Source organism: Bradyrhizobium liaoningense (assembly GCF_018130955.1).
GTDB classification, from domain to species: domain Bacteria; phylum Pseudomonadota; class Alphaproteobacteria; order Rhizobiales; family Xanthobacteraceae; genus Bradyrhizobium; species Bradyrhizobium liaoningense_C.
Genome location: NZ_JAFCJM010000094.1, coordinates 1 through 21,085 on the forward strand (window position 1 = coordinate 1; position 21,085 = coordinate 21,085).

15 protein-coding genes and 2 pseudogenes are annotated in these 21,085 nt (G+C 64.8%); 11 read left to right on the forward strand and 6 right to left on the reverse strand.

Translation table 11 applies throughout. The annotated features are described in order from the left end of the window. Positions 1 to 224: 224 nt before the first annotated feature. The 3 genes and pseudogenes from JQ632_RS36820 to JQ632_RS36830 form a co-directional block, all read right to left on the reverse strand. Positions 225 to 1,650: pseudogene (locus JQ632_RS36820) on the reverse strand (serine hydrolase domain-containing protein). 146 nt (positions 1,651 to 1,796) lie between these two features. Further along, a complete protein-coding gene (locus JQ632_RS36825; protein ID WP_212407617.1) occupies positions 1,797 to 2,855 on the reverse strand; it encodes a helix-turn-helix domain-containing protein in 1,059 nt (352 codons plus the stop codon). 69 nt (positions 2,856 to 2,924) lie between these two features. After that, positions 2,925 to 3,494 carry a GNAT family N-acetyltransferase gene (locus JQ632_RS36830; RefSeq protein WP_212407618.1) on the reverse strand — a complete coding sequence of 190 codons (570 nt, stop codon included), beginning with the start codon at positions 3,492 to 3,494 and terminating at the stop codon, positions 2,925 to 2,927. A gap of 65 nt (positions 3,495 to 3,559) precedes the next feature. Here JQ632_RS36830 and JQ632_RS36835 point away from each other — a divergent pair, with 65 nt between their 5' ends. The 3 genes from JQ632_RS36835 to JQ632_RS36845 all read left to right on the forward strand — a co-directional run bounded on the left by JQ632_RS36835 (position 3,560) and on the right by JQ632_RS36845 (position 6,469). Continuing rightward, positions 3,560 to 4,477, forward strand: coding sequence for a pirin family protein (locus JQ632_RS36835; protein WP_212407619.1), 918 nt, complete (start codon positions 3,560 to 3,562; stop codon positions 4,475 to 4,477). Between the two features lie 60 nt (positions 4,478 to 4,537). Further along, a complete protein-coding gene (locus tag JQ632_RS36840; protein WP_212407620.1) occupies positions 4,538 to 5,452 on the forward strand; it encodes a phosphoribosylaminoimidazolesuccinocarboxamide synthase in 915 nt (304 codons plus the stop codon). A 216-nt stretch (positions 5,453 to 5,668) separates the two neighbouring features. Beyond that, a complete protein-coding gene (locus tag JQ632_RS36845) occupies positions 5,669 to 6,469 on the forward strand; it encodes a crotonase/enoyl-CoA hydratase family protein (protein WP_212407621.1) in 801 nt (266 codons plus the stop codon). Here JQ632_RS36845 and JQ632_RS36850 read toward each other — a convergent pair. After that, on the reverse strand, positions 6,466 to 7,956 hold the full coding sequence (locus JQ632_RS36850; RefSeq protein ID WP_212407622.1) for an NAD-dependent succinate-semialdehyde dehydrogenase: 1,491 nt from the start codon (positions 7,954 to 7,956) through the stop codon (positions 6,466 to 6,468). The genes JQ632_RS36845 and JQ632_RS36850 overlap by 4 nt on opposite strands. 113 nt (positions 7,957 to 8,069) lie before the next feature. Further along, entirely contained in the window at positions 8,070 to 8,390 is a 321-nt protein-coding gene (locus JQ632_RS36855; protein ID WP_212407623.1) for a hypothetical protein, read from the reverse strand. A gap of 345 nt (positions 8,391 to 8,735) precedes the next feature. Here JQ632_RS36855 and JQ632_RS36860 point away from each other — a divergent pair, with 345 nt between their 5' ends. Both JQ632_RS36860 and JQ632_RS36865 read left to right on the forward strand, forming a co-directional pair. Next, a complete protein-coding gene (locus tag JQ632_RS36860) occupies positions 8,736 to 9,929 on the forward strand; it encodes a serine hydrolase (RefSeq protein WP_212407624.1) in 1,194 nt (397 codons plus the stop codon). A gap of 176 nt (positions 9,930 to 10,105) precedes the next feature. Continuing rightward, positions 10,106 to 11,800: an AMP-binding protein gene (locus JQ632_RS36865; RefSeq protein WP_212407625.1), complete on the forward strand. Its 1,695-nt coding sequence runs from the start codon at positions 10,106 to 10,108 to the stop codon at positions 11,798 to 11,800. Between the two features lie 35 nt (positions 11,801 to 11,835). Here JQ632_RS36865 and JQ632_RS36870 read toward each other — a convergent pair. Next, positions 11,836 to 12,696, reverse strand: a pseudogene (locus JQ632_RS36870) (sulfite exporter TauE/SafE family protein). Positions 12,697 to 13,195: 499 nt separating this feature from the next. On the opposite strand from JQ632_RS36870, the gene sdhC reads away from it, so the two are divergent. From sdhC to JQ632_RS36900, 6 genes are all read left to right on the forward strand, one after another. Beyond that, a complete protein-coding gene (sdhC, locus tag JQ632_RS36875; protein WP_212407626.1) occupies positions 13,196 to 13,594 on the forward strand; it encodes a succinate dehydrogenase, cytochrome b556 subunit in 399 nt (132 codons plus the stop codon). After that, on the forward strand, positions 13,591 to 13,995 hold the full coding sequence (gene sdhD / locus JQ632_RS36880) for a succinate dehydrogenase, hydrophobic membrane anchor protein (RefSeq protein ID WP_212407627.1): 405 nt from the start codon (positions 13,591 to 13,593) through the stop codon (positions 13,993 to 13,995). The genes sdhC and sdhD overlap by 4 nt, the downstream gene beginning before the upstream one ends. Positions 13,996 to 13,998: 3 nt before the next feature. Continuing rightward, the gene (sdhA, locus tag JQ632_RS36885) at positions 13,999 to 15,837 is read left to right on the forward strand and encodes a succinate dehydrogenase flavoprotein subunit (RefSeq protein ID WP_212407628.1); all 1,839 of its coding nucleotides are present in this window, start codon (positions 13,999 to 14,001) and stop codon (positions 15,835 to 15,837) included. A 42-nt stretch (positions 15,838 to 15,879) separates the two neighbouring features. Further along, positions 15,880 to 16,662 carry a succinate dehydrogenase iron-sulfur subunit gene (locus JQ632_RS36890; protein WP_212407629.1) on the forward strand — a complete coding sequence of 261 codons (783 nt, stop codon included), beginning with the start codon at positions 15,880 to 15,882 and terminating at the stop codon, positions 16,660 to 16,662. 190 nt (positions 16,663 to 16,852) lie between these two features. Continuing rightward, positions 16,853 to 18,985 (forward strand): hybrid sensor histidine kinase/response regulator, encoded by a 2,133-nt coding sequence (locus tag JQ632_RS36895; protein ID WP_212407630.1) that lies wholly within the window; start codon positions 16,853 to 16,855, stop codon positions 18,983 to 18,985. Between the two features lie 50 nt (positions 18,986 to 19,035). Then, on the forward strand, positions 19,036 to 21,003 hold the full coding sequence (locus JQ632_RS36900) for an ABC transporter ATP-binding protein/permease (protein WP_212407631.1): 1,968 nt from the start codon (positions 19,036 to 19,038) through the stop codon (positions 21,001 to 21,003). Positions 21,004 to 21,085 lie beyond the last annotated feature (82 nt).

A 21,085-nucleotide genomic window follows, 5' to 3' on the forward strand; every position in this document is an offset into this window, starting at 1 on the left:
GCTGGAGCCGCCTCGCCGCCACGCTCGAGGGCTATGCTCTTGCCACCCAAGAACAAAATCCGGGAATCCCCTAGCCCCTTGTGGGAGAGGGTGGCTTCGCAAAGCGAAGCCGGGTGAGGGGTTGTCTCCGCGAATGATCCTCTTGCAGTTCTATTCGGGGAGACAACCCCTCATCCGGCGCTTCGCGCCACCTTCTCCCACAAGGGGAGAAGGGAAGAGAGACCTCAATTCCCGCCCGCCAGCTTTGCCTTGTCGCGCGTCGCCGCAACCACGTCGCGAACGAGATCGAACACGCCGTCGACCTCCGGCGGCCAGTTCGGCGAGCGGCCGAGGCGCGCGATCACCAGACGTTCGGACGGGATCGCGATGACATATTGCCCGATCGTGCCTTTTGCGAAGAACGCATCGCGCGGCCAGCCGTGCTCGATGCGGTAGTTGGCACCAAATGAGTCACCGCGATTGGTCCAGAATCCGGCGCCGATTCCGACCCAGCCGCCTGGCGTCGGCGACGACGCGTAGTTCACCCAGCCCTCGGGCAAGATGCGCTTGCCGCCAGCCATGCCGTCATTGAGATAGAGCTGGCCAAAACGCGCCCAGTCGCGCGCCGAGGCGAGCATCTCGCTGGAGCCCTCGACAGTCCCGGCGCCATCGAGCTGGAGCGTGACATGGCGCATGCCGAGCGGGGCGAACAATTCGCGCCGGGCAAAGCGAAGAACATCGGCAGGACTTCCACCGACCGCCTGGCGCAGGACGTGGGCCAGCAAAATGGTGTTGCCGTCGTGATAATTCCACGCGGCGCCCGGCGCCGTTTCAAGCGGAATGCTCGCGGCATAGGCCGCCATGTCCTGTTCCATGAACTTCATGCGATTGACCGGCTCGAAGGCCGAGCCGAGCGACGCCTGCAACGAGCTGCCGAGCGCAAGGCCCGCTGTGTGGCGCAAAAGCTGGTCGACGGTGATGGCGTGGCGCGGATCGTCAGGATCTCGCCAGGCGGCCACCGGCGCAGGTCGGTCGAGCTTCAACTTGCCTTGGCGCACGAGCACGCCGATCAAGGCCGAGATGACCGACTTGGTCGCGGAGAAACCGAGCAGCGGCGTGTCGATGCCGACACCGTCAGCGTAGCGTTCGGCGACGATGCGGCCGTCCTTCATCACGACGACCGCGCGGGTGCGCCGGTATGGCGGCGAAGCCGGCTCGGTGAAGGCGCGGTCGAGCGCCGCGACGAGGTGCGGGCTTTGCGGCGCCACGATCGCGGGTCCGGCAATCTCAGGCAGCAGTGCGGGCTGCCTGTCGTCGGACGGCAGCCCGACTTCGGTAAGCGGCTCGCCATGCTCGAGTGTGCAGCCGAGGCCCTCGCGATAGACCGCGTGGCTGCGCCCCAGGCCAAACAGCGTCACCGTCACATCCTTGCGCGCGGTCGACCCGGTAGTCCATCGCCCAGGTGATGAGCCCCGCGCCCGGCATGGCGTCGGTGGTCTCGACGAACGTGCGCCTGGGATCGAGGCCGGAGACAAACGTCTCGGAACAAAGGACGTCGGCGACAAAACCGGTCGCGACCTTCGGCACGTCGCGGGCGCGGGCGGCGCCCAGCGCGAGGCCGGCAAAGGCAATGGTCGTGGTGAGGAGGATGATCTTGCGGCGGCGGGTCACAGGCTTTCTCCGGCTTTGCTGCGTTCGCCGCCGATCAAGCCGAATCGGGCCTCAGGCCGCTCGCCGGATTTGAAAACGGGCCTGGGCGAAAGCTCCGACGGCCTCGCCGATTCCAAAATTACGCAACGATTCCAAAGATATAAGAATCAGGCCGCGTTGACCTTGAGGCGCCTGTATTCGGTCGGCGTCACGCCGGTCACGGCCTTGAAGGCGCGGTTGAACGGCCCGAGCGACTGGAAGCCGGCATCCATCGCAATGGTGATGACGGGCACCTCGGCCTGGGCGGGATCGGCGAGCGCGGCCTTGGCCTCCTCGATCCGGTGGTTGTTCAGGAAGACGTTGAAGTTGCGATAGCCGAGCCGCTGGTTGATGAGCCGGCGCAAACGGTATTCGGGGATTTTGAGCCGGGTCGCCAGCGTGCCGATGGTGATGTTCTCCTGGCGATAGATCCGCTCGTCTGCCATCAGCCGCATCAGGGCGTCGATCAGCTTTTGATCAGCGGATTCCTCAGTCGCCGCGGGTTGAACCAAAACTGCCGGCGCGGCCGCCGCTGCAGGAAACAGATCGGCACCATCGACGCGCATCATCGCATAGGCAATCGCCGCAACGACGCAGGCGAGCAGGCCGGCATTGACGGTGTTGGCGATATCGCCGACGTCGCCCCCGGCAACAAAAATCTGGAGCAGCGCGTTCAACCCGCCATAGAGCGCGGCGGCGCAGACGATGAAAACCCGCACGCGGCGGCGCCGCTCGACCAGATCGGCCGACCATGAGGTGATCGTCTGCGCCACCGCGAGCGCGATGAAGCCGAGCACGATCAGATTGACGACCGTGACCGAGAACCGCACGTTGCCGCCCGGCGCGATCCAGACGCAGCCGATAAAGCTGAAGGCGGTCACCAGCCCCCAGATCAATCCGTGCCACCAGCGCAGGCTAAAATCGTCATCGAAGAGCGCACGCGTGAACAGCCAGAACACCACAATGTTGCCGGTCGACAGCGCGATCAGCGGCGCATGCCAGATCGGGACCAGCGACGACGTGCCGACCGAATAGCTCGCGGCATGCGCGGCCGACCCCAGCGCAAAGGCGGCGCCGAGCCGGCCGGCGAGCACGCTCCGGAAGTCCGTGAACAGCGATACCGCCAGCACCAGCAGCAGCGCGATAGCGCTGGCACGGAAAGCGAGTTCGAGGGCGGCAAAAGTCATCAGGCGACGCGATCCACAAGATCCGAACGGCCTCACGAGCATCGTTCCTAGTGTCCGCTTTTTCAAGCATCATCCCGGCCGCCACCCCGCCCGCCTAGTGACCCAGAGATCGACCTTCTCGCCGCTCATCTCGGCCTCGCCGTCGATTGCGGCTCCCAGCCGCCGCGCCACGGCTTGCGAGGCGGCATTATGCGGGACGATGCAATGAACGATGCGATCGAGGTCGAAGGTGGCGAACGTCCAGTCGATCGCCGCACGCGCCGCCTCGACCGCATAGCCGCGCCCGCGAAACTCCCTCGCAATTCCCCAGCCGACCTCGAAGCCGGGCCATCCCGGCGGACACCAGGGCCCGACGCGGCCGACATACCGGCCGGACGATTTGTCTTCGACCGCGAACATGCCAAAACCGTGCAGCGCCCAATGTCCCATGATAATGGCGGCGTTGCGCCAGCCATTGGTCTCGTTGGTGACCGGTTTGCGATCGGGCGTGATGAAGCGCGCCGTATCGGGATCGGACAACATCGCCGTATTCGCCGCGACGTCGCGCGCCTGCCATGGCCGCAGGATCAGGCGGTCCGTCGCGATGCGCGGTCCGGAAACCTCCAGCAGCCGTGCTCCGGGCTTCAGCGGTGGGATCATCGGTCTCCTCCCGTTCCCAAGATTGTTCTGCTACGATCATAGCAACAAACAAGAAGGAGTTTTCCATGAGCTGGATGCCCGATAACGATCCCGTGCTCGGCGATCCCAAATCCTGCGACGCGCTTGACCTCGTCATCGTGCCGCGCACCCGCGACCTCGGCGACGGCTTTGAGGTGCGACGCGCGCTGCCGCATGGCAAGCGGCAGATGGTCGGCCCCTTCATCTTCTTCGATCATTTCGGCCCGGTGCAGTTCGTCTCCGGCAAGGGGATGGACGTGCGGCCACACCCGCATATCGGCCTTGCCACCGTCACCTATCTCTTCGACGGCGCGATCATGCACCGCGACAGCGAAGGCAACATCCAGGAGATCGCGCCCGGCGCGATGAACCTGATGACGGCGGGGCGCGGCATCGCGCATTCCGAGCGCACGCCGGATGCGCAGCGCACCTCGGGCCAGAAGATGCTGGGCCTGCAAAGCTGGATCGCGCTGCCGGCCGGCTCCGAGGAGATCGCGCCGTCGTTCCAGCATTATGCCGCGGGCGATCTGCCGATGATCTCCGAGCGCGATTTCACCGCGCGGGTGATCGCGGGCTCGTCGTTCGGCATCGCCTCGCCGGTCTCGATGGTCTCGCCGTGGTTCTACACCGAGGTGACGGCGGCCCAGGGCGCGAGCGTGCCGCTCGACGCCGACCACGAGGAGCGCGCGATCTATGTCGTCGACGGCGAGGTCGAGATCGCCAACGAGCGCTATGAAGGGCCGCGGCTCCTGATCTTCCGCCCCGGCGACCGCATCACCGTGAAGGCCGTGAGGCCGACGCGGATGATGTTTCTGGGCGGCGACGCGCTGGAAGGCCCGCGCCACATCTGGTGGAATTTCGTGTCCTCCAGCAAGGAGCGGATCGAGCAGGCCAAGCAGGACTGGAAAACCGGCCGCTTTGCCGCAGTTCCGCAGGAACATGAGTTCATTCCGCTGCCGGAATAGGGTATCCCGGTCGTCGCGCCCCTGAGCGCGCGACGATCCCCTCGCCTGAAGGCTCCTGCGATGACCACCATGCTCTCAAGCGACCTGCCGCTGACCAAGATCGGCCGCGGCAAGGTGCGCGATATCTACGCCGTCGACGACGACCGCCTGCTGCTCGTCACGACCGACCGCATCAGCGCCTTCGATGTGGTGATGGGCGAGACCATTCCGATGAAGGGCGCGGTGCTGACGCAGATCAGCGCGTTCTGGTTTGGCAAGCTCGAAGGCGTAGTACCGCATCACGTCATCAGCGCCAACACCGACGAGATCATCGCATCTGTGCCGGTGCTGAAGGCCCACCGCGCCGACATCCTCGGCCGCGCCATGCTCTGCAAGCGCACCACCGTGTTTCCGATCGAATGCGTCATCCGCGGCTATCTCTCCGGCTCGGCCTGGAAGGAATATGCCGCGAGCGGTACGCTTGCCGGCGAAAAACTCCCCGCAGGCCTGGTCGAGAGCGAAAAGCTGAACCCTGCGATCTTCAGCCCGGCGACCAAGGCCGAGACCGGCCATGACGATAACATCACGATCGCGCGGATGCGCGAGGTGGTCGGCGAGGAGACGGCCTATACGCTGGAGAGCATGACGCGCGCGATCTACACGCTCGGCGAGGAGCTCGCGCGTGAGCAGGGCATCATCATCGCCGACACAAAATTCGAATTCGGCCGCGACAACGACGGCCGCATCATCCTGATCGACGAGGTGATGACGCCGGATAGTTCGCGCTTCTGGGCTGTCGACGCCTACAAGCCCGGCCAACCGCAGGCGAGTTTCGACAAGCAGCCCCTGCGCGATTATTTGGACGCCGAGCGCCGCGCCGGCCGCTGGAACGGCGACGCCCCGCCCCCGCCGCTGCCGGCAAGCGTGGTGGACGCCACCAGCAAGCGGTATCTGGAAGCGTATCGGCGAGTGACAGGGTCGGAACTGAAGATCTAGCCTCTCCCTCCGCTGTCGTCCTGGCGAACGCCAGGACCCATACCGCGGAATCTATCCATCGCGTGTCGTGCCAGTACCGGTCGGCCAGTCTTCGCCAAACTCCTCCCTGGGGTAATGGGTCCTGGCGTTCGCCAGGACGACACCGTGCGTGTGAAGCATTGCCCATGCGGCGCACCGGTGCAAAACTCCCTGCAAACAACACCAGGGAGGAGCATCATGTCCGAAGCCGATGCCGTGCTGGTCGAGCGCGACGGACCGGTCACCATCATCTCCATCAACCGTCCGCATTGCCGCAACGCCGTCGACGGTGCGACCGCGCGCAAGCTGTATGACGCGTTCCTCGCCTTCGATGCCGATGAGGATGCCTCGGTCGCCGTGTTCACCGGCACGCAAGGACACTTTTGCGCCGGCGCGGACCTCAAAGCCGTCGCAAAGGGCGATCGTGAAAAGATGCGCGAGATCGGCGGGCACAACACGATCGCGCCGATGGGACCGAGCCGGTTGCGGCTGTCCAAGCCGGTGATCGCCGCGGTCGAGGGTTATGCGGTCGCCGGCGGCATGGAACTTGCGCTGTTCGCCGACATGCGCGTGGTCGCGGAGGATGCGACCTTCGGCATCTTCTGCCGCCGCTTTGGCGTGCCGCTGATTGACCTCGGCACCATTCGCTTGCCGCGCCTGATCGGCCATTCGCAGGCCATGGACCTCATCCTCACCGGTCGCCCGGTCGGGGCGGCGGAAGCGCAGCGCATGGGGCTAGCGAACCGCGTGGTGCCGCGCGGCGAAGCCTGCGCGCAGGCGATCCTGCTTGCCAGGGAGATCGCGCGCTTCCCGCAGACCTGCCTGCGCGCCGACCGCCTGTCGGCGCTAAGGCAGTGGGACCTTGCCGAAGAGGACGCCATCGCCAACGAAATGCGCGGCGGCCTCAATGTGATCGCGTCAGGCGAAACACTCTCCGGCGCGACGCAGTTTGCGTCCGGCGTAGGGCGGCACGGAGCGTTTGGTGGCGGCGAGGACTAAACCCCCGCCATCATCACATATTTGATCTCGACATATTCTTCCATGCCGTGACGGGAGCCTTCGCGGCCGAGGCCGGATTCCTTCACGCCGCCGAACGGCGCGACTTCGGTTGTGATCAGGCCGGTGTTGACGCCGACCATGCCCGACTCCAGCGCCTCCGCGACGCGCCAGACGCGGCCGAGATCGCGGGAATAGAAATACGACGCGAGGCCGAACGGCGAGGCGTTGCACATCGAAATCACTTCGGCTTCGTCCTTGAAGCGGAACACCGGCGCGAGCGGACCAAACGTTTCTTCATGCGCAACCAGCGCGTCGGGCTTCACGTTCGCCAGCACTGTCGGCTCGAAAAAACTGCCGCCGAGCGCATGGCGCTTGCCGCCGGTGACGATTTTTGCGCCGCCCTTCACCGCGTCGGCGATGTGCTTCTCGACCTTGTCAACGGCTTCCATGTTGATCAGCGGCCCCTGCACCACGCCGGCCTCGGTGCCGTCGCCGATCTTCATCGCCGCGACCTTCTTCGAGAGCTTTTCGACGAACTCGTCGTAGATCTTGTCCTGGGCGTAGATGCGGTTGGCGCAGACGCAGGTCTGGCCCATGTTGCGGTACTTCGAGACGATGGCGCCTTCGACGGCGGCATCGATGTCGGCATCGTCGAACACCACGAAGGGAGCGTTGCCGCCGAGCTCCAGCCCGAGCTTCTTCACGCCGACGGACGCCTGCTGATAGAGGATTTTTCCGACCTCGGTTGAGCCTGTGAAGCCGACGAAGCGCACGGCAGGATGCTCGCACAAGACCTTGCCGATCGCCGACGAATTGCCGGTCAGGATGTTGAACACGCCCTTGGGCACGCCGGCCTTCTCGGCGAGCGCCACCAGCGCGAGCGCGGTCAGCGGCGTTTCATTGGCAGGCTTCAGCACCACGGTGCAGCCGGCGGCCAGGGCCGGCGACACTTTTCGGGTGATCATCGAGCAGGGAAAATTCCACGGCGTGATCGCGCCGCAGACGCCGATCGGTTGCTTGATCGCGAGCAGACGCGCGTCGGGACGCTGGGTCGGAATGGTCTCGCCATAGACGCGCCTGGCTTCCTCCGCGAAGAATTCGACATAGGCACCGCCGATATCGACTTCGCCGAGCGCCTCCGCCAGCGGCTTGCCCTGCTCGGAGGTGAGGATCAGCGCCAGGTCCTCGCGGTTGGCGGCGATCAGCTCGAACCATTTGCGTAAAATGTTGGAGCGCTGCTTGGCGGTGAGCTTGGCCCAGGCCGGGAAGGCGCGCTCGGCGGCCTCGACCGCCTGCGTCGTCTCCGCCGTGCTCATGACCGGGATCTTTGCGAGCTCGGTGCCGTTCACCGGGTTGGTCACCGGCCGCGACGGCGTGCCGACCCAGGCGCCGTCGATGTAGCAGGCCTCGCGCAGCAGCGACGGGTCCTTGAGACGATCGCGGAAGGAGGCGGATTGTGCGGCGCGTGCGGCGGCGGTCGGGGTCATGGCGTTACTCCCAGGGGCTTTTCGGATTGGCCCGGAATATAGGCCCAACCGGCGCACAATGCACCGCCGGCAACGCAAAGCTGCTTCAAGCTATTTTGGGGGCGAGCCGCGGCTTACGCTGCGCCGCTCATATAGGTCTCGCGCCGGCCGATCATGCGCTCGGCCGCAGCCTTGGCATCCGCCTTCGAATGCGTCGCGCACGTCCGGTATTCGAGATCGGGCACAGCTTTGGTGTCGCGCCGGCCGAACCAGGACTTGGAGCCGACCGGCAGCAGCGCCAACGACTGCGCCAGATTGTCGACCGCCCCGAAGGAATAGAGTGCGCCGGTCCCGGCAATCCGGACCTCGTAAATACCGGGCGAAATCGGCGCTTCGAGGTTCTCGCCCCGTCCGGGACGGGGATAGCGCTTCCATTCGCTCCAGGTCGAAATCATCTCAAAATCCCCTCACGGCATGAACGGCCGTCAATATTTGAATCAATCTTACGTATCGGCGGTCGATAGGCCGGGTCCTGAACGCCTTAAAGCACAATATGTTTCAGAGGCAACGCATCCGGAAACATATCGCCTGGCACAAGGCGAGGTCACGCCCAGTTGGGGTCATCCACCGCAGATTGCGAAGAGGTGTTGCAGTTCGGTTGTGCTGTCGTCGTTCTCGCGCGGCCTGCCGTCAAGTCACGACATCGCGACCGGCACGGACCGGTTGACGCGCTTGCCGCGCGCGACCTGCGGGAGGATGATCGAACACTTCCAACAATAATCAAACCGGAGGAAACGTGCATGCAGAGCAAAGCTCAGATCGATCAGCTTTTGCGTCAGTCCAGCGATGCCAAGGAGCTTCCCGGTGTCGTCGCAATCGCCGCCACCGGCAAGGACGTGATCTATCAAGGCGCATTCGGCAAGCGTGACCTGTCCAAGCCCGAGGCGATGACGACAGACAGCGTGTTCTGGATCGCGTCAATGACGAAGGCGGTGACATCAGCCGGCGCCATGCAATTGGTCGAGCAGGGCAAGCTCTCGCTCGACGATCCGATCGGAAAGGTGCTGCCCGATATCGCCGCGCCACAGGTGCTCGAAGGTTTTGATGCCAAGGGCGAGCCGAAACTGCGACCGGCGAAAAAGCCGATCACGCTGCGCCAGCTCATGACCCACACCGCCGGCTTCTGCTACAATGTGTGGAACGGCGACTTCGCGCAATATCTCGAAAAGACCGGAACTCCGGACATCTTTTCCTGCAAGAACATCGCGCTGAAGACGCCGATCATGTCCGATCCCGGCTCGCGCTGGGAGTACGGCACCAACATCGACTTCGTCGGCAAAGCCGTCGAGGCCGTCAGCGGCAAGAAGCTCGACGCCTACCTGCGCGACCACATGTTCGCGCCGCTCGGCATGAGCGACACCGCCTTCAAGATCACCGACGACATGCGCAAGCGCCTCGTCGGCGTGCATGCACGCGGCGCGGACGGCCAGCTTGCCGCGATGCCGTTCGAGCTCGAGCAGAATCCGGAATTCCACATGGGTGGCGGCGGCCTCTATTCGACGGCCGGCGACTACATCAAGTTCACGCAGATGATCCTGAACAAGGGCCGCGGCAACGGCAACCAGGTGCTGAAGGCAGAGACCGTCGCCTCGATGGGACAGAATCACATTGGCGATCTCGCCATGACCAAGATGATCACGGTCGCGCCGATGTACACCAATGACGTCGACCTCTATCCGGAGCAGGTGAAGAAGTGGGGCCTCAGCTTCATGATCAACACCGCCAAGACTGCGGAAGGCCGCAGCGCCGGCAGTCTCGCCTGGGCAGGCCTCGCCAATACCTATTTCTGGATCGACCCGTCGCGCGACGTCACCGGCGTGATCCTGATGCAGGTCTTGCCGTTCGCGGACGCAAAATGTCTGCAGGCCTTTGCGGGTTTCGAGCGCGGCGTCTATGCCGGGCTCGACGCCGGCAGCGGTCAGAGAGCGGCCTAGACTCCCGCCACACGTCATGCCCGGGCCTGTCCCGGGCATCCACGTTCTTTCTAGTGTGCGGCAACACGTGGATGGCCGGGACATAGGCGCGCGGAAGCGACGCCGTCCTTCGGTCGGCTTTGCCCGGCCATGACGAGCGTGTAACACGACAAGATACCGAGCTGGAGGACACGACCTTGGCAGACAAAGCCGACAGTTACGTTTGCGGCATCTCCGACACCCCGCTGCTGGGCGACACGATCGGGCGCAGCCTCGATCTGGCGGTGCGGCGCTGGGGCAGCCGCGAGGCGCTGGTCTCGCCCAGTCATGGCGTGCGCTGGACGTGGACGGAATTTGCCGAGCGGGTCGACGCGCTCGCTGCGGGCTTTCTCGCGCTCGGGCTCGAGCGGGGGCAGCGCATCGGCATCTGGTCGCTCAACCGCCCCGAATGGACGCTGACCCAGTTTGCCGCCGCCAAGGCCGGCCTGATCCTGGTGACGATCAACCCCGCCTATCGGCTGAGCGAGCTCGAATTCGCGCTACACAAGGTCGGATGCGCCGCGATCGTCACCGCGACCGCGTTCAAGACCAGCAACTACATGGAGATGCTGAACACGCTGCTGCCGGAGCTCGCGGCCGCGAAGCCCGGCCAGTTGCGCGCGGCGAAGCTGCCGAATTTGCGCATGGTGATCCAGATCGGCGGTCCCGCGTCGCCCGGCGCGATTGCCTTCGACGAGGTCGCCGCGATGGGCGGCGCGGGGCACCGCGAGCAGTTGGCCGCGCTCGGCGCATCGCTCCAGTTCGACGATCCCGTCAACATCCAGTTCACCAGCGGCACCACGGGCTCGCCCAAGGGCGTGACGCTCACCCACCACAATATCCTCAACAACGGCTATTTCGTCGGCCGCGCCATGCGGCTCAACGAGCAGGACCGCATCTGCATCCCGGTGCCGCTCTACCATTGCTTTGGCATGGTGATGGGCAACCTTGCCTCGGTGACGCTGGGGGCGACCATGGTCTATCCCGGCGAAGGCTTCGACCCACTGGTCACGCTGAAGACGATCCAGCAGGAGAAGTGCACCGCGCTCTACGGCGTGCCGACCATGTTCATCGCCGAGCTCGATCACCCGGAGTTTTCGAGCTTCGATCTCAAGTCGCTGCGCACCGGCATTATGGCCGGCGCGCCCTGCCCGATCGAGGTCATGAAGCGCGTCAACACCGAGATGCACATGCGCGAGGTGACGATCGCCTATGGCATGACCGAGACCAGCCCTGTGAGTTTTCAAAGCGCGGTCGACGATCCCCTCGAACGCCGTGTCTCGACCGTCGGGCGCATCCACCCGCATGTCGAGGTTAAAATCGTCGATCTCGACGGCAAGATCGTCAAGCGCGGCGAACGCGGCGAGCTCTGCACCCGCGGCTACAGCATCATGCTGGGCTATTGGGACGAGGCGGAGAAGACCGCCGACGTGCTCGACAGGAACGGCTGGATGCACACCGGCGATCTCGCCACCATCGACGCCGCCGGCTATTGCAACATCGTCGGCCGCATCAAGGACATGGTGATCCGCGGCGGCGAGAACCTCTATCCGCGCGAGATCGAGGAGTTCTTGTATCGCCATCCAAAAATCCAGGACGTGCAGATCTTTGGCGTTGCCGACCAGCGCTATGGCGAAGAACTCTGCGCCTGGATCAGGGTCCGCGCCGGCGAGACGCTCACGGCAGACGAGGTGCGCGCCTTCTGCGAAGGGCAGATCGCCCACAACAAGATCCCGCGCTATGTCGAGTTCGTCGACGAGTTCCCGATGACCGTGACGGGCAAGATCCAGAAATTCTTGATGCGCGATACGGTCGAGCAGCGGCTGGGGTTGAAGGCGGCGAAGACGGCGTGACTTGTTGACGCCTTCGCCGGGACGACGGTGGAGCGCTACAGCCCGCTCGCCAGGCTCATCACAAACCGGCTGCCGACGATGAAGAGATAGCAGCCGAACGCCGTTTCCAGCGTGCGCTTCGACATGGCATGCGCGGCCTTCACCCCGAGCGGGGCGGTGATGAGACTCATCGGCATCACCAAAATCGCGCCGATCAGCGAGACGAAGCCGAGCGTGAACGGCCATTGCAGGGCGGCGACCGCGGGATAACGCGCGGCCACGGGCCAGCCGGCATAGACATAGCCGAGCGCGCCGGGAACCGAGATCAGCACCGCGAGCGCGGATGATGTCGCGACCGCCTGATGGATCGGACGGCCGTAGAAGGTCATCAGCAGATTGGAGAACAATCCGCCGCCGATACCCATCAGCGTCGAGAGAATGCCGACGCAGAAGCCATAGGCGCGCATGAGTAACCCCTTCGGCAGATCGTTGCCGAACTTCCAACTGTCGCTCGCAAAGATCAGGCGCGCCGCGGCGGACCAGGCAACGCCGACGAACACGATCTTGAACAGTCGCTCCGGCGCGTAACGCGCGACTACGCTGCCTGCGATGACACCGATCACGATCGGCGACCACTAGACCTTGAGGATCTCGGTATCGACCGCACCCCGCTTGTAGTGCGCCTGGAACGAACGGATCGATGTCGGGATGATGATCGCAAGCGAGGTGCCGATGCAGAGCGGCATCCGCACTTCGAGTGGGACACCGGCGACGCGAAAGCATTCGTAGAGCACCGGCACGAGAATCGCGCCGCCGCCGATACCGAATACGCCGGCGAGAAAGCCGGACAACGCACCGACACCGATGAGCAGCAGCGCCAGTTCGATGACGTCCTGAAGAGGAAGACCTGCGATCACGCGAAAGATTGCCCCGTGCGTGCGGCGACGGTTGTCCCGCCTGTGCTGCGAAAGCTCTAGGCGATCCCGGCCTCGGGGTCGACGTACCGGACCGCATGGCTGAGGTGGAATGCGAAGGTCGCATATCCCCTGAAACCTGATCGGCAGGCTCGCCCTACGGATTTGAGCGGCGATTCGTCGACCAGCGAGTGGGGTGGACGGCGGTGCTCCGACGGTCTGCGGCAGGCGCGCTGTAGAGCCGTTCCATGAAGCATTTCAAAACGGTGCGGCAACGCATCAGAAGGAGTGGTTCATGATTCAATTGTACGCTGCCACTATGACGCTCTGGTATACCAAGCCCCTGATGATCCTTGTTTCATCATCGTTGTAGAGCTGAACAACGGTTCGGTTTATGGCGATTTGGTGATTGCACGGATAGATTCGACTCCGTAAATAGGGCCGACCTTTCGCGATCCCCGCGCGCCCCATGCTGGGCCGCAACAAAACATCAAAGTCGCCCATGACCGCACGGATCGAACGACCGCTCTCACCCCACCTGCAAACATACCGCTGGACGCTGACGATGGCGCTGTCGATCGTCCATCGCGCCACCGGCGTCGCGCTCTATTTCGGGACGCTTCTCCTGGCGTGGTGGCTGATTGCGGCCGCCTTGGGCCCCGCGGCCTATTCCTACGTGCAGGCCTTCACCGGCAGCATCATCGGCCGCCTCATCGTGTTCGGCTACACCTGGGCGCTGATGCATCATATGCTCAGCGGCATCAGGCATTTCGTGTGGGACCTCGGCTACGGCTTCAAGGCCAATGAGCGCGAGGCGCTGACCTGGGGCGCGCTGATCGGCGGCATCGCGCTCACCGTGCTGATCTGGATCATCGCTTACGCGATCGGAGGCGGACGATGAGCGCGTCAGAGACGCCCAAGCGCAGCATGCGCACTCCGCTCGGCCGCGTCCGCAATCTCGGCGCCGCCCATTCCGGCACGTCAGATTTCTGGCGCCAGCGCATGACCGGCGTCGCGATGACGCTGCTTATCCTGCCCGTGCTGGTGGTCGTCATGATGACGCTCGGCAGCAACCAGGCCGGAGCCAAAGTGATCCTCGGCTCGCTGCCGGTTGCGGTGATCCTGCTGCTCTTCATCTTCGCGAGCGCCTGGCACATGAAGATCGGCATGCAGGTCGTGATCGAAGACTATGTGCACAATGAGAAGGTGAAGCTCGCCTCGGTCATGCTGAACAACTTCTTCGCGATCGCGGTGGCGCTTGCCTCGACCTACGCGATCTTCAAACTTTCATCGGGAGTCTAGCCCATGGCCGGCGGTGCAAATGGCAAGGGAAACGGCGCTGGTCCCGCGACGAACGGGAAAGCCTATCCGATCGAGGACCACACCTATGACGTTGTCGTAGTCGGCGCCGGCGGCGCAGGCCTGCGCGCCGTGGTCGGCTGTAGCGAAGCCGGCCTGCGCACCGCCTGCATCACAAAGGTCTTCCCGACCCGCTCGCACACCGTCGCCGCGCAAGGCGGCATCTCGGCCGCGCTCGGCAACATGCACAAGGACGACTGGCGCTGGCACATGTACGACACCGTCAAGGGGTCGGACTGGCTGGGCGACCAGGATGCGATCGAATACATGGTGCGCAACGCGCCGGAAGCCGTCTACGAGCTCGAGCATTGGGGCGTTCCGTTCTCGCGCACCGAGGACGGCAAGATCTACCAGCGGCCGTTCGGCGGCATGACCACCGAGTTCGGCAAGAGCCAGGCGCAGCGCACCTGTGCCGCGGCCGACCGCACCGGCCACGCGATGCTGCACACGATGTATGGCCAGTCGCTGCGCCATGCTGCCGAGTTCTTCATCGAGTTCTTTGCCATCGACCTGATCATGGACGACCAGGGCGCCTGCCGCGGCGTCATCGCGCTGAAGCTCGATGACGGCACGCTGCACCGCTTCCGCGCCCAGACCACGATTCTGGCGACCGGCGGCTATGGCCGCGCCTACGCGTCCTGCACCTCGGCGCACACCTGCACCGGCGACGGCGGCGGCATGGTGCTGCGCGCGGGCCTGCCGATGCAGGACATGGAGTTCGTGCAATTCCATCCGACCGGCATCTACGGCTCGGGCTGTCTCGTCACCGAAGGTGCGCGCGGCGAAGGCGGCTATCTCGTCAACTCCGAAGGCGAGCGCTTCATGGAGCGCTACGCACCTTCTGCGAAGGATCTGGCCTCGCGCGACGTCGTCTCGCGCGCGATGACCATCGAGATCCGCGAGGGCCGCGGCGTCGGCAAGAAGAAGGACCACATCTTCCTGCATCTCGACCATCTCGATCCGAAGGTGCTCCAGGAACGGCTGCCGGGCATCTCCGAATCGGCAAAGATCTTCGCCAATGTCGACGTGACGCGCGAGCCGATCCCGATCGTGCCGACCGTGCACTACAACATGGGCGGCATCCCCACGAACTATCACGGCGAGGTGCTGACCAAGAAGGACGGCGACGACAACGCCATCATCCCCGGCCTGATGGCGCTCGGCGAAGCCGCCTGCGTTTCCGTGCACGGTGCCAATCGCCTCGGCTCCAACTCGCTGATCGACCTCGTGGTGTTCGGCCGCGCGGCGGCACTGCGCTGCGCCGAGAAGCTCACCGCAAACGGCAAGCAGCCGGAACTGCCGGCCGACTCGGCCGAGAAGGCGCTCGGCCGCCTCGACCATTACCGTTACGCTTCCGGCGGCACGCCGACCGCGAAACTGCGCGAGGGCATGCAGCACGTGATGCAGAACAATTGCGCGGTGTTCCGCACCGGCGACGTCCTGAGCGAAGGCCAGAACCTGATCCAGAAGGTCCATGGCGGCATCACCGACATCGGCGTGTCCGACCGCTCGCTGGTGTGGAATTCCGACCTGATCGAGACGCTGGAGTTCGACAATCTGATCTCGCAGGCGGTAGTGACCATGAACTCGGCCGCCAACCGCACCGAAAGCCGCGGCGCACATGCGCGCGAGGATTTTGCCGACCGCGACGACAAGAACTGGATGAAGCACACGCTCGCCTGGATCGACGAGGCCGGCAAGGTCGCGATCGAGTACCGCCCGGTGCACAACTACACCATGACCAACGACGTGCAGTATATCCCGCCCAAAGCTCGCGTTTACTAAATCGACGCGCGTGTACTAAGCGAAAGCGAAGGCCTTATCGAAATGGTTGAATTCGCACTTCCGAAGAATTCGAGGATCACCGGCGGCAAGACCTGGCCGAAGCCGGCGGGCGCGACCGAGCTTCGCGAGTTCCGCGTCTATCGCTGGAATCCGGACGACGGCAAGAATCCGAGCGTCGACACCTATTACGTCGACACCCACGATTGCGGGCCGATGGTGCTGGACGGCCTGATCTGGATCAAGAACCACATCGACCCGACGCTCACCTTCCGCCGCTCCTGCCGCGAAGGCGTCTGCGGCTCCTGCGCCATGAACATCGACGGCCAGAACACGCTCGCCTGCACCCGCTCGATGCACGACGTGAAGGACGGCGCGGTGAAGATCAACCCGTTGCCGCATCAGCCTGTCGTCAAGGACCTGGTGCCCGACCTCACCAATTTCTACGCGCAGTATGCCTCGGTCGAGCCGTGGCTGAAGACGACCTCGCCGACACCGCAGAAGGAATGGCGGCAGAGCCACGAGGACCGCGAAAAGCTCGACGGCCTTTACGAATGCATCCTGTGCGCCTGCTGCTCGACGTCCTGCCCGAGCTATTGGTGGAACAGCGACCGCTATCTCGGCCCCGCCGCCCTGCTCCAGGCCAACCGCTGGGTCTCGGACTCCCGCGACGAGGCCACAGGCGAACGGCTCGACAATCTCGAGGATCCGTTCCGCCTCTATCGCTGCCACACCATCATGAACTGCGCAAAGGCCTGCCCGAAGGGCCTCAACCCGGCGGAAGCCATCGCCGAGCTCAAGCTCAAGATGGTCGAGCGGCAGGTTTAAGCAAAGTTTTAGGGGTCGCTCCCGGCGAGAATCGCCTGGAAATACCCCACTACCTGCAATAGATTGTGGCAGAATTTGCTACCGACCGGCCCCGGCGGGCGGATGGGAGCGTTGCGGCGGTTCCGGCCACAAGTCGCTTCCTTCCGGCCGGGAATTTCAAGTAAGATTCGCTCCGGGACAGGAGCGGAATGTGCAGGGCGCGCACCGCAATTCGCTAAGACTCTTGCAGTGGATGATGGCGGCATCCCTGGCGCTGCCGATTGCGCTGTTCGCGATTGCCTCCGCGATCTCCTACACCTCCACCAATGAGATCGCCGATCGCGAAATCGAGCGCACGCTCGACGTCGCGCACGAGCACGCGCTGAAAGTGTTCGAGACCATCGACCGGAGCCTTGCCGAGCTCAACGAGGTCGTGCACGGCATTCCGGACGAGGCCATCAGGTCGCGCGAGGCTGCGCTGCATCTGCGGCTGAAGCGACTTTCGGACTCGCTGCCGCAGCTCAAGTCCGCCTGGGTGTTCGACGCGCAAGGGAAGCCGCTCGTTAACAGCATCATCTCGCCCGTACCGCAGGTGAGCTTTGCCGACCGCGACTATTTCAACGCCCATGTCGACCACAATGTCGGCACCTTCATCGGCGTCCCGCTGACGCCGCGCCAGCCCTATCAGGGCGCGCGCTTCTTCGGCGTCAGTCGCCGCCGCGACTCCGACGATGGCAGCTTCATCGGTGTGATCCAGGCCTCCGTCCTGCCGGAATATTTCGAGAGCTTCTACACGCGGATCGGCCGCGATCCCGGCAGCTTCTTCGCGATCGGCCGGACCGACGGCGCCCTGATCGCGCATTTCCCGCGGCTCGACCGCGACGTCCGGCTCGATCCGGGCGGGCCGGTCGGACAGAAAATCGCCAGGAGCCCGGACCACGGGCTGATCACCGTCGCGTGGCCATCCGACGGCATCGAGCGGCGCATCGGCTACAAGCGCGTCGCCGAGTATCCGATCTATGTCAGCGCGGGCCTGGAAACGTCGGCGATCCGCGCGCGCTGGTATGCGACCATCGGCCAGCATCTGGTCTTCGGCGTGCCCGCAACCGCACTGCTGTTCCTGTTCCTGGCGCTGGCGCTCCGGCGCACGCAGCACCTCCAGGCCGAAGCCGCGAGGCGCCGCGACGCCGAGGAAGCGCTCAAGCACGGCCAGCGTCTCGAGGCGCTCGGCCAGCTCACGGGCGGCGTCGCGCACGACTTCAACAATCTCCTGACCGTGATCCGCGCCTCCGTCGACCTGTTGAACCGACCGCAATTGTCGGAAGAGCGCCGGCAGCGCTACATCAACGCCATCGCTGACGCGGTGGCGCGCGCCGCCAAGCTGACCTCGCAGCTTCTCGCCTTCGCGCGGCGCCAGACGTTGAAGCCGGAAGTGTTCGACGTCGGCGCGCGGGTGCAGTCGCTGCACGACATGCTCGCCACGCTGCTCGGGCCCGGCGTCGACATAGCAATGCGGCTGCCGTTGGAGCCGTATCTCGTCAACGCCGATGCCGGCCAGTTCGAGACGGCCTTGTTCAACATGGCGGTGAACGCGCGCGATGCCATGCAGGGCCGCGGCAAGATCGCCTTCACGGTCCAGGCGGCGACCTCCATCCCCGACACATTGGCCCATCTGGTCGGAAGCCATGGCTTCGTCACGGTTGATGTCGCCGACACCGGTGTCGGCATCCCGGCTGCCCAGATCGGCCGCATCTTCGAGCCGTTCTTCACCACCAAGCAGGTCGGCCGCGGCACCGGGCTCGGCCTGTCGCAGGTCTTTGGCTTTGCCAAGCAGTCGGGCGGCGAGGTCACGGTGGAGAGCGAGGTCGGCAAGGGCAGTACCTTCACGCTCTATCTGCCGCGCGTGCCCGCCGAGATCCTGCCGCGACGACAGGCGCCCGACACGGCGCCCGCGGTTGCCGGCAACGGCATGTCGGTGCTGCTGGTGGAGGACAATATCGAGGTAGCGAATTTCGCGGCCGACGGCCTCACCGAGCTCGGCTACTGCGTGACGCTGTCGGACAATGCCGACGACGCGCTCGCGGAGCTAACCGGCGAAACCGATCGCTTCGACGTAGTGTTCTCCGACGTTGTGATGCCGGGCAAGAGCGGACTCGACCTCGCGCATGAGATCCGCAACCGCGGCATCGAGGTGCCAATCGTTCTCACCACCGGCTACAGCCAGGTTGTGTCGCAGGAGGGCAGCGGCGGCTTTGAGCTGCTGCAAAAGCCCTACACGATTGAGCAGCTCTCGCAGTTCCTGCACAAGGCTGCGCGGCTGCGGCAGGTCGGAGCCGCCGGATAGGCTCAACGGAACTTCAGGGAACCATCGGAATTCCCTTGCGTTGCCGGGCCATGCAGAGCCAGACCGCAGACCCCAAGCAGGACAACAAGAAGGGCAAGACGTCGCCGATCGTTGAGATCGTGAGTGAGAATGGCGAAGAAATCGCGCCGCCGCCACCGGAGGTTCTCGAATCCGACGCCGAGTTGACGCCCGAGGAGGCCGAACAGGCGCGGAAAGATTATCTGCTCACCCGGTTCTGGATCAGCGCGCGCGGCTTCTGGGGCAGAGGCGGCGACCGGCTGGCGTGGCCGTTCTCGATCGGCCTCGTGGTGCTGATCATCCTGACCGTTGGCTTCCAATACGGCATCAATGTCTGGAATCGCGCGATCTTCGACGCGATCGAAAAGCGCGATGCGGCGACCGTCTTCCACCTCACGGCAGTGTTCTTTCCGCTCGCCATCGGCAGCATCGTGCTCGGCGTCGCGCAAGTGTTTGCGCGCATGGGCATCCAGCGGCGCTGGCGCGCCTGGCTCACCAACAGCGTGCTGACGCGCTGGCTCTCCAACGGCCGCTACTATCAGCTCAACCTTGTCGGCGGCGATCACAAGAATCCCGAATACCGGATCGCAGAGGACTTGCGGATCGCAACCGACTCGCCGGTCGACTTCGTCGCCGGCGTGACGTCGGCGTTCCTGTCCGCCGCAACCTTCATCGTCGTGCTCTGGACCATCGGCGGCGCACTCACGGTGACGCTGGGCGCGACATCGCTCACCATTCCCGGCTTCCTCGTGATCGCAGCGATCGTCTATGCCGCGATCGCCTCGGGCTCGATCATGGTGATCGGCCGGCGTTTCGCGCAGGTGTCAGAGGACAAGAACCAGGCCGAGGCCGACTTCCGCTACACGCTGACGCGCGTGCGCGAGAACGGCGAAAGCATCGCGCTGCTCGGCGGCGAGGAGGAGGAGCGCGGCGGCATCGACCGCAACTTCAGCAGCGTGTTGCGGCAATGGGCGCGGCTCGCCGGCCAGCACATGCGCACCACGCTGGTATCGCAGGGATCGGGCCTCGTTGCGCCCGTCGTGCCGCTCCTGCTCTGTGCGCCCAAATTCCTCGACGGCAGCATGACGCTCGGGCAAGTGATGCAGGCGGCCTCCGCTTTCACGATCGTGCAGAGCGCGTTCGGCTGGCTGGTGGACAATTATCCGCGGCTCGCCGACTGGAACGCCTGCGCGCGCCGCATCGCCTCGCTGATGATGTCGCTCGACGGCCTCGAGCGCGCCGAGCAGGGCGACGGCATCGGCCGCATCCAGCGGGGCGAGACCGACAACGACGCGATGCTGGAGATGAAGGATCTCTCCGTCACGCTCGACGACGGCACCGCCGTGGTCGGCGAGACCGAGGTCGTTATCGAGCCCGGCGAGCGGCTGCTGGTCGCCGGCGAATCCGGCACCGGCAAGAGCACGCTGGTCCGCGCCATCGCCGGCCTGTGGCCATGGGGCGGCGGCAGCGTCAATTTCCATCCCGACCGCCGGCTCTTCATGCTGCCGCAGCGGCCTTACGTACCCTCAGGCAGCTTGCGCCGCGCGGTCGCCTATCCCGGCGCCGCCGAAGACTGGACCGTGGACGAGATCGGCGGCGCCTTACACAAGGTCGGCCTCGATCATCTCAAGGAAAAAATCGAGGAAGAGGGCCCGTGGGACCAGACGCTGTCCGGCGGCGAGAAGCAGCGCCTCGCCTTCGCGCGGCTGTTGCTGCACAGCCCCGACATCGTCGTGCTGGACGAGGCGACCTCGGCGCTCGACGAGAAGAGCCAGGACAAGATGATGCAAATGGTCACGGACGAATTGCCGAAGGCAACCATCGTCAGCGTGGCGCATCGCGCCGAGCTCGAGGCCTTCCACAGCCGCAAGATCGTGCTGAAGCGGCACAAGGGCGGCGCCAAGCTCGCCAGCGACGTCGACCTGATCCCGCGCAAGCGCAAGCGGCGCATGCTCGGCCGCTTCCTGCGCCACCGTGGGGCCTCGAAGAAGGCGGCGTGACGATCGTAGATGGGGTAACGGGCCCCCTCGGCCTTCCAACCAAGCCGCGCTAGCTACGGCGCGATTTGGTGGCGCGCGTCGC

Coding starts and splice junctions, on each gene's coding strand:
- JQ632_RS36825 (WP_212407617.1), bottom strand. CDS start 2,855: ATGACTTTTGCCGCCCTCGAACTCGCTTTCCGTGCCAGCGCTATCGCG.
- JQ632_RS36840 (WP_212407620.1), top strand. CDS start 4,538: ATGACCACCATGCTCTCAAGCGACCTGCCGCTGACCAAGATCGGCCGC.
- JQ632_RS36890 (WP_212407629.1), top strand. CDS start 15,880: ATGGTTGAATTCGCACTTCCGAAGAATTCGAGGATCACCGGCGGCAAG.
- sdhA (WP_212407628.1), top strand. CDS start 13,999: ATGGCCGGCGGTGCAAATGGCAAGGGAAACGGCGCTGGTCCCGCGACG.
- JQ632_RS36855 (WP_212407623.1), bottom strand. CDS start 8,390: ATGATTTCGACCTGGAGCGAATGGAAGCGCTATCCCCGTCCCGGACGG.
- JQ632_RS36830 (WP_212407618.1), bottom strand. CDS start 3,494: ATGATCCCACCGCTGAAGCCCGGAGCACGGCTGCTGGAGGTTTCCGGA.
- sdhC (WP_212407626.1), top strand. CDS start 13,196: ATGACCGCACGGATCGAACGACCGCTCTCACCCCACCTGCAAACATAC.
- JQ632_RS36835 (WP_212407619.1), top strand. CDS start 3,560: ATGAGCTGGATGCCCGATAACGATCCCGTGCTCGGCGATCCCAAATCC.
- sdhD (WP_212407627.1), top strand. CDS start 13,591: ATGAGCGCGTCAGAGACGCCCAAGCGCAGCATGCGCACTCCGCTCGGC.
- JQ632_RS36900 (WP_212407631.1), top strand. CDS start 19,036: ATGCAGAGCCAGACCGCAGACCCCAAGCAGGACAACAAGAAGGGCAAG.
- JQ632_RS36860 (WP_212407624.1), top strand. CDS start 8,736: ATGCAGAGCAAAGCTCAGATCGATCAGCTTTTGCGTCAGTCCAGCGAT.
- JQ632_RS36850 (WP_212407622.1), bottom strand. CDS start 7,956: ATGACCCCGACCGCCGCCGCACGCGCCGCACAATCCGCCTCCTTCCGC.
- JQ632_RS36845 (WP_212407621.1), top strand. CDS start 5,669: ATGTCCGAAGCCGATGCCGTGCTGGTCGAGCGCGACGGACCGGTCACC.